This is a genomic window from Streptomyces sp. R28, assembly GCF_041052385.1.
Classification (GTDB): Bacteria; Actinomycetota; Actinomycetes; order Streptomycetales; family Streptomycetaceae; genus Streptomyces.
Window position 1 is genome coordinate 7,113,848 of sequence record NZ_CP163439.1, and the last position, 7,161, is coordinate 7,121,008.

Consider the following 7,161-nt stretch of genomic DNA (forward strand, 5'->3'; position numbering starts at 1 on the left):
GCCACGCTGGGCCATAGGGGGCCGAGACTTTCGGGGACCGTATGGGGCCGGATAAGACCGTATGAGGCTGTATGAGGATGTATGGGGCCGTATGGCACAGCAGGGGGCGCGGCCGCCCGTCCTCGGTGCTTCCTAGCGGAGCGTCAGCGTGGCCACGGCCCCGCCGTCCTCCGCGTTGGCGAATGTGAGCCGCGCGCCGAGTACCTCCGCCTGCCCCAACGCGATGGTCAGCCCCAGCCCGTGCCCTTTGGCTCCGCCCTCCGTGCGAAAGCGCTGCGGCCCATGTGCGACGAGATACTCCGGGTAGCCGACGCCGTGGTCCCGCACGGTGACCACCGGCCCGTCCACGACCACGGACACCGGTCCCCGCCCGTGCTTGTGCGCGTTCGCCACCAGGTTCCCCAGCACCCGCTCCAGCCGCCGCCGGTCGGTCTCCACCACGGCGTCGCGTACGACGACGACCTCCGTGTCGGTGCCGGACCCGCGCACCACCCGCTCCGCGAGCGCCGCGAGGGGCTCGGTGTCCGCCTCCAGCCGCTCACGCCCGGTGTCCAGCCGCGAGATCTCCAGCAGATCCTCGGTCAGCGTGCGCAGCGCGGCCACCCGGTCCCGCACCAGCTCCGTCGGACGCCCGGGCGGCAGCAGCTCGGCCGCCGCGTGCAGCCCGGTCAGCGGCGTACGCAGCTCGTGCGCCACGTCCGCCGTGAACCGCTGCTCGGACATCAGCTTGCTCTGCAGCGACGACGCCATCGAGTCGAGGGCGGCGGCGACGGCGGCCACCTCGTCCTGCGGCATGGTCGGGTCCTTCGTACGGGGATCGCCGACCCGCGCGTCCAGGTCGCCGCCGCTGATCCGCCGGGCCACCCGGGCCGTGGCGTGCAGCCGCCGCGTCACCCGGGTCACCGCGAACGCGCCCACCAGCAGCGTCGCCCCGATCGCCAGCCCCGACGACCACAGGATCGCCCGGTCCAGCCCCTCGATGGTGCGCGCCTGCTGCGAGTAGTCGACCTCGACCGTGAGGGCCCGCTCGCCGTCGGCCGGCCCCGCCGCCCACATCGCGGGGCGCCCGTGGTGGTCGGCGACCATCGTGCCGCGCTCCCCGGCCACCGCCAGCTCCCGCAGCGACTCCGGCAGCTCCGGCGGATCCAGGCGGATGCCGTGGCCGAGCGGGTCCCCGGCCTCGAACGCCGTCGTGGCGTCCTCCAGCCGGGACAGCGCGAGGTCGCGGGCCTGGCCGACGGTCTGGTTCGTCACCGAGACGTGCACGAGGATGCCGAGCAGCGCCGCCAGCGCGCAGCACATCACCGTGATGAAGAGGGCGGCCTTCACGGCGAGCGTGCCGGCCCACTGGGGGAGCGCGAGCCTCATGGGGTGCTCGCCGAGGGGGAGGCGGACCGGGAAGGTGAGGCGGAACGCGAGGGCGAGGGCGAGGCGGAACGTGAGGGCGACGGGTGGGGCGCCTTCTTGTGGTGGCCGGTGCGCAGCATCTCGTCGTGCGTGAGCAGCATCCCCTTCTGGTCCGCGTCCCAGGTCCACTGCAGCCGGTACTCGTACCCGGCGACCTCGGACGGCGAGCGCACGATCACCGACCGTCCGGCCAGCTCGACGCCGCTGAGCGCGTCGTCCCACCCCATCACCTGCACGAGCCTGTGCTTCTCGACGGTGTAGACGCGCACCGCGGTCGTCTTGCCGGGCATCAGCCGAAAGCCCAGCGTCAGCTCGGGGTGCCCGTCGCCGGTCAGGTCCCGGTAGTACGGCTGGAGCACCGGGCACCTGCCGCGCCCGGCGCCCTTGGCGCACTCGGCCATCAGGCGGCCGGTCTGCCCGTACGTCGCGTCCTTGCCGTCGTATTCGTTCCGGTTCGCGGCGATCTCCTTGCGTACGACCTCCACGGGGCTCACGTCGCGGATGTCGCCCCCGGGGACGGTGACGCCCTTCACCGTCTCCCTGTTCACCTCGCCGATCTCATAGGCGGGGCTGGACGCCGGCGTTAGCTCCGGCCAGAGCTTGTCCGGGCTGACCGCGGTCTGGGTCGGGCCCGCGCCCTGGAGCCCCCCGGCGTCCCCGCAGGCCGTCGCCGCCGCCAGCAGCAGTGCGACCAGGGCACTGAGCGCGACGGTGCGCGTGGGGCGGGTGCGAGGCACGGTTCTCCTGGGGCTGGGGCTGGGGCTGGGGCTGAGGCCGATAATGGGCGTAGGCCCGTACACCCTATTCGTACGGAAGTCCTTTTTGCGCACCCGGTGGGCGGACGGGCGAAACGGTTACTCGGCGAGTTCCTCAAGCAGCCGGGCGGTCGACAGGCCGGCCCGGAGGTAGTCGACGAACAGCTCGTTGTGCAGGGCCCACGGAGAGCGGCGGGAGCGTATCAGCCGGATCGCCTGCTCGGCGGAGTGGCTCCGGCGGACCAGGGCGTGCGCGATGACGAGCCCCGAGCGGTTGTACCCGTGGTAACAGCGAACGAGGACGTTGCGGCCCTCGTCCAGCGCCGCGCACGCCGCCTCCGCGAGCCGGATCACCCCGGCGAGCTGGGTTCCGTCCAGCGGTCCGTCGGGAATCGGCCACACATGGTGCTCGACCCCGGGATCGGGCCCGTGCCCCGGCAGGCGCAGCAGAGTCTGTACGAGATCGAACTCGTCCTGCACGACGGCGAACTCCAGTTGTCCCGACGGCCCCCGGAACTCGTGCCCGCCCATCCACAGGCCGGGCACGATCTCGCTCCACGGGCTGTCCGGAGCCGGTACGTCGGGTTGCTTCCTGCGGGTACGCAACGGCGCCTCCCCAAGACCCCTCCCGGGGGGTCTGCCCAACTCCGCTCAAAGGTAACCGGGTTCTTGCCCCCGCAGCACCCAGCCTGTTCCCATGGTCAGTGGGGTGATGGTGCATGAGTGGACTGCGCGTCATACCGACCTGGCGGCACGGCCAGGAACGGCTCTACGTCTGCCTCACGGACGGGCGGAACCTCGCCTGGTACGACCGCGAGGCGGCCAGGATCAACCTGCTCAGCGACGACCGCAGGGAGGAGGTGCTGGAGGCGCTCGGCCCCTTCGTCACCGGCCCGGTGACGGTGGGCCCGCCGCCGGTCCCCACGCCCGCCGAGCTGGCCCGGCTGACCCTCCACCCGGACGACGACCTGGCGCCCAACCGTCCCGGCGAGGCGCTCCTGGTCTCCCTCGACCGGGATCCGGGCCCCTCCCACCGGCTGCGCCGCCCCGACCCGCGACGCCGGGCGCTGACGGCGGAGCAGACGGTCGGCGAGGCCCTGGACCGGCTGGAGGGCGCCGGCTGGCACGCGCTGCACTCCATCGCGCTGCCCGGCGGCGACCGCATCCACCACCTCGTGATCGGCCCCGGCGGGCTGTTCGTGCTGCACAGCCTGTACGCCCGTAAGCAGAAGGTGACCGTCGCCGACCCGATGGTCTCCCTCGGGCACCGCGAACCGTACCCCCTGCTGCGCCGTCTCCGCGCCGATGCCGACCGTGCCTCCTACGCCCTGACCGCCGAGGTCCGCCCGGTCCTCGCGCTGGTCGGCCCGGCCGACGTGGCGGTCCCCGGGCCGCTGCGGGGCCTTCGTGTCCTGCGGGACACGGAGGTGGAGGGGCTGGGCAGGCTGGGTGGGCTGCTGAAGCCGGCGGATGTGGAGGCGCTGCACGCGATGGCTCGGGACCGGCGAGTTTGGGGTGCCGTTGGTTGAGTGTGCGCGGCGGCTGTCGTTGCCGTCGACTGGGGGCTGCCGCGCCCAGACCCCCGCTTCGGCCCTGAACGGGCCTCGTCCTCAAGCTCCCCCAGAGGGGGCACCCCCAGACGGGCTGAAATGCCTGGGCCGGCGCTGGAAAGCGGCAGTCGCGAACGTGAGGCCGACGGCCACGAAAGGTCACGGCAGCGTGCCCGACCGGGACGTGTCCAGGAGCGGTGCCAACAGGTCGCCGTAGTCCTGGAGGCGTGGGGCCAGGTCCGGGGCGAGGAAGGTCAGGGTTCGGGGGGAGCGGCAGTTCTCCACCTCCTCCCAGGTGACCGGTGCGGACACGGTCGGGTCGCGGCGGGCGCGCAGGGTGTAGGGCGTGGCCGTGGTCTTGCGGGCGGCGTTCTGGCTCCAGTCGACGAAGACCTTGCCGGGCCGCAGGCTCTTCGTCATCCGGTGGATCGCGAGCCGGGGCATGACCTTCTCGGCCTCCACGGCGAGTTCCTTGGCGTATCCGGTGGCCTGCTCGGAGGGGGCCGGCCGGATGGCGGCGGCGAGATGGAGCCCCTTCGAGCCGGAGGTCTTGGCGTACGCCTCGATGCCGTCGGCGGCCAGCCGTTCCCGCAGCCAGAGGGCGACCTCGCAGCACTCGACCACGGTGGCGGGCGAGCCGGGGTCGAGGTCGAAGACCAGCCGGTCGGCCTCGCCGGGCGCGTCGATCAGCCACTGGGGCGTGTGGAACTCCGTGACGAGGTTGGCCGCCCACATCAGCGAGGGCAGATCCTGCACCAGCACCATCCGCGCCGGCCCCTCCGTGCGGGGCACCTCGGCGGTGGTGACCCACTCGGGCGTACCCGGCGGCACGTTCTTGGTGAAGAACACCTGTCCGCCCGGCCCGTCCGGGTAGCGCAGGAAGGACACCGGCCGGTCGCGCAGATGGGGCAGGAGTGCGTCGGCGGTGGTCGCGTAGTAGTGCAGCAGCTCGCCCTTGGTGAACCCGGCCGCCGGATACAGCACCTTCTCCAGGTTGCTGAGCGCGAGCCCCCGCCCCTCCACCTCTGTGATCGGCGTCATACGATGAGAATCACATGAAATCCTCCTGAACCACCCCGAGAGGTGCTGAACGTGCGATCCATCTGGAACGGCGCCATCTCCTTCGGCCTGGTCAGCATCCCGATCAAGGTGGTGAACGCGACCGAGAGCCATGCGATCTCCTTCCGCCAGATCCACACCGAGGACGGCGGCCGGATCCGCTACCGCAAGTTCTGCGAACTGGAGGACCGCGAGGTCAGCCAGGGCGAGATCGGCAAGGGGTACGAGGACGCGGACGGCTCGATCATCCCCATCACCGACGAGGACCTGGCCGAGCTGCCGATCCCGACCGCGAAGACGATCGAGATCGTGGCCTTCGTGCCGGGTGACCGGATCGACCCGCTCCAGATGGACGCGGCGTACTACCTCGCCGCGAGCGGCGCCCCGGCCGCCAAGCCGTACACCCTGCTGCGCGAGGCGCTCAAGCGCAGCAACAAGGTCGCCATCGCCAAGTTCGCGCTGCGCGGCCGGGAGCGGCTGGGCATGCTGCGGGTCGTCGGCGACGCCATCGCCATGCACGGCCTGCTCTGGCCCGACGAGGTGCGTGCCCCCGAGGGTGTCGCCCCCGACACCGGCGTCACCGTCCGCGACAAGGAACTCGACCTCGCGGACGCCCTGATGGACACCCTCGGCGAGGTCGACCTCGACGATCTGCACGACGAGTACCGCGAGGCCGTCGAGGAGGTCATCGCCGCGAAGGCGGCCGGCGAGGCCCCGCCCGCCGCCCCCGAACCCGCCACCCGCGGGAAGGTCCTCGACCTCATGGCGGCCCTGGAGAGCAGCGTGCGGGCGGCGAAGGAGTCCCGCGGCGAGGAGCCGGCGGAGGTCAGACGTCTGCCGGAGCGCAAGTCGGCCAGGGCGGCCCCGAAGCAGGCCGCGGGCAAGAAGTCGACGGCGACTACGAAGAAGACAGCGGCGAAGAAGACGGCATCGGCCAGGAAGTCGACGTCGAAGACGGCCCAGGGAACGAAGAAGACGGCAGCGAAGAGCACAGCCAAGAGCACAGCCAGGAGCACGGCGAAGAAGACCACGGCCAGGACCGCCAAGACCGCCAAGAAGACGGCGGCCCGCAAGCGCAGTGCGTGAGCGGGGGCGTGAGCGGCTGGAGCCTCACCTCGACCGGCGCAGCACCAGCACGGCGTTGTGCCCTCCGAACCCGAACGAGTTGCTGAGCGCCAGGTCCCCGTCCTCCGGCAGCGCGCGCGGTGCCCCCCGCACCACATCCAGGTCGATCGCGTCGTCGACCTCTTCGCTCCCCACCGTCGGCGGCACCACCCCGTGATGCAGCGTCAGCACGGTGGCAACCGCCTCGACGCCGCCCGCGGCCCCCTGCAGATGCCCGAGGTGCCCCTTGAGCGCGGTGACCGGTACGGACCGCCGCTCGAGCACCGCCCGCAGCGCACCCGCCTCCGCGAGGTCGCCCTCGACCGTGGCCGTGGCATGGGCGTTCACGTGGACGACGTCCCCGACCCGGCCCCCGGCGTCCCGCAGGGCCCGGCGCAGGGCGAGCGCGATGCCGTTGCCGGACGGGTCGGGCGCGGCCATGTGGTGGGCGTCGGCGGAGAGCCCCCAGCCCGCGGCCTCGCAGTAGATCCGCGCTCCCCGGGCCCGTGCGTGCTCCTCGGCCTCCAGTACGAGGACCCCGGCACCCTCGCCGTTGACGAACCCGCCCCGGTCCTTGGCGAAGGGCCGGGAGGGCGAACCGTCGGCGGGGTCCCCGTCGGCCAGGGCCCGCATCGCCGCGAAGGACGCCATGATCGCCGGCGTGACGACGGCCTCGGCGCCGCCCGCCAGAGCGATGTCGATGCGCCCGTACCGTATGCGGTCGATCGCCTGCCCTATGGCCTCGGTCCCCGACGCGCACGCGCTCGTCACGGTCCGGGCCTCGCCGGTGATGTGCAGATCGAGCGAGACCTGGGAGGCGGCCTGGGAGGGCACGGTCATGGGCGTGGTGAGCGGCGACACGGCCCGGGGGCCCTTCTCCCGTAGCTGGCGGTCCCCGCCCACGAGTACGGACGCGTCACCGAGGATGGCCCCCAGGCTCACCCCCACCCGCTCCGGATCGATCCCGCTCTCCCGGGTACCGCCCGCCACGAACCCGGCGTCGGCCCACGCCTCCCGAGCGGCCAGCACCCCGAGCTGGGCGGCCCGGTTCATCCGCCGGGCCACGGGCCGGGGCAGCAGCTCACCGGGGTCCACGGGTACCACCCCGGCGACCCGCACGGGCAACCCGTCGAACTCGGGGTCCCGCAACTCCCGGATGCCGTGCCGCCCGTCGAGCAGTCCCTGCCACAACTCGCCGGCCCCGACGCCCAACGGCGTGACCGCCCCGAGCCCGGTCACGACGACTCTGCGCGGTGCGGACGCGGCGGCCTCGCTCATCTGGGCAT

The 7,161-nt window shown here is 72.8% G+C and carries 6 protein-coding genes and 1 pseudogene; 2 read left to right on the forward strand and 5 right to left on the reverse strand.

The annotated features are described in order from the left end of the window. Positions 1-132: 132 nt before the first annotated feature. The 3 genes from AB5J49_RS32095 to AB5J49_RS32105 all read right to left on the reverse strand — a co-directional run bounded on the left by AB5J49_RS32095 (position 133) and on the right by AB5J49_RS32105 (position 2,768). Positions 133-1,368, reverse strand: a complete 1,236-nt coding sequence (locus tag AB5J49_RS32095; RefSeq protein WP_369172354.1) for an ATP-binding protein — start codon at positions 1,366-1,368, stop codon at positions 133-135. Further along, complete coding sequence (locus AB5J49_RS32100) at positions 1,365-2,144, reverse strand: hypothetical protein (RefSeq protein ID WP_369172355.1); 780 nt, start codon at positions 2,142-2,144, stop codon at positions 1,365-1,367. The genes AB5J49_RS32095 and AB5J49_RS32100 overlap by 4 nt, the downstream gene beginning before the upstream one ends. A gap of 117 nt (positions 2,145-2,261) precedes the next feature. Beyond that, complete coding sequence (locus AB5J49_RS32105; RefSeq protein ID WP_369172356.1) at positions 2,262-2,768, reverse strand: dual specificity protein phosphatase family protein; 507 nt, start codon at positions 2,766-2,768, stop codon at positions 2,262-2,264. 113 nt (positions 2,769-2,881) lie between these two features. Here AB5J49_RS32105 and AB5J49_RS32110 point away from each other — a divergent pair, with 113 nt between their 5' ends. Next, positions 2,882-3,691: a nuclease-related domain-containing protein gene (locus tag AB5J49_RS32110; RefSeq protein WP_369172357.1), complete on the forward strand. Its 810-nt coding sequence runs from the start codon at positions 2,882-2,884 to the stop codon at positions 3,689-3,691. A 180-nt stretch (positions 3,692-3,871) separates the two neighbouring features. Here AB5J49_RS32110 and ligD read toward each other — a convergent pair whose 3' ends face one another. After that, on the reverse strand, positions 3,872-4,753 hold the full coding sequence (gene ligD / locus AB5J49_RS32115; RefSeq protein ID WP_369172358.1) for a non-homologous end-joining DNA ligase: 882 nt from the start codon (positions 4,751-4,753) through the stop codon (positions 3,872-3,874). Positions 4,754-4,804: 51 nt separating this feature from the next. Here ligD and AB5J49_RS32120 point away from each other — a divergent pair, with 51 nt between their 5' ends. After that, complete coding sequence (locus tag AB5J49_RS32120; protein ID WP_369172359.1) at positions 4,805-5,857, forward strand: Ku protein; 1,053 nt, start codon at positions 4,805-4,807, stop codon at positions 5,855-5,857. 24 nt (positions 5,858-5,881) lie between these two features. On the opposite strand, the pseudogene AB5J49_RS32125 reads toward AB5J49_RS32120, so the two are convergent. Next, positions 5,882-7,135: pseudogene (locus AB5J49_RS32125) on the reverse strand (beta-ketoacyl synthase); the annotation flags it as partial. Positions 7,136-7,161: the final 26 nt, after the last annotated feature.

What these genes read in the sequence shown, in the direction of transcription:
- AB5J49_RS32095 (WP_369172354.1), bottom strand. Translation starts at nt 1,368, where the DNA reads ATGAGGCTCGCGCTCCCCCAGTGGGCCGGCACGCTCGCCGTGAAGGCC.
- ligD (WP_369172358.1), bottom strand. Translation starts at nt 4,753, where the DNA reads ATGACGCCGATCACAGAGGTGGAGGGGCGGGGGCTCGCGCTCAGCAAC.
- AB5J49_RS32110 (WP_369172357.1), top strand. Translation starts at nt 2,882, where the DNA reads ATGAGTGGACTGCGCGTCATACCGACCTGGCGGCACGGCCAGGAACGG.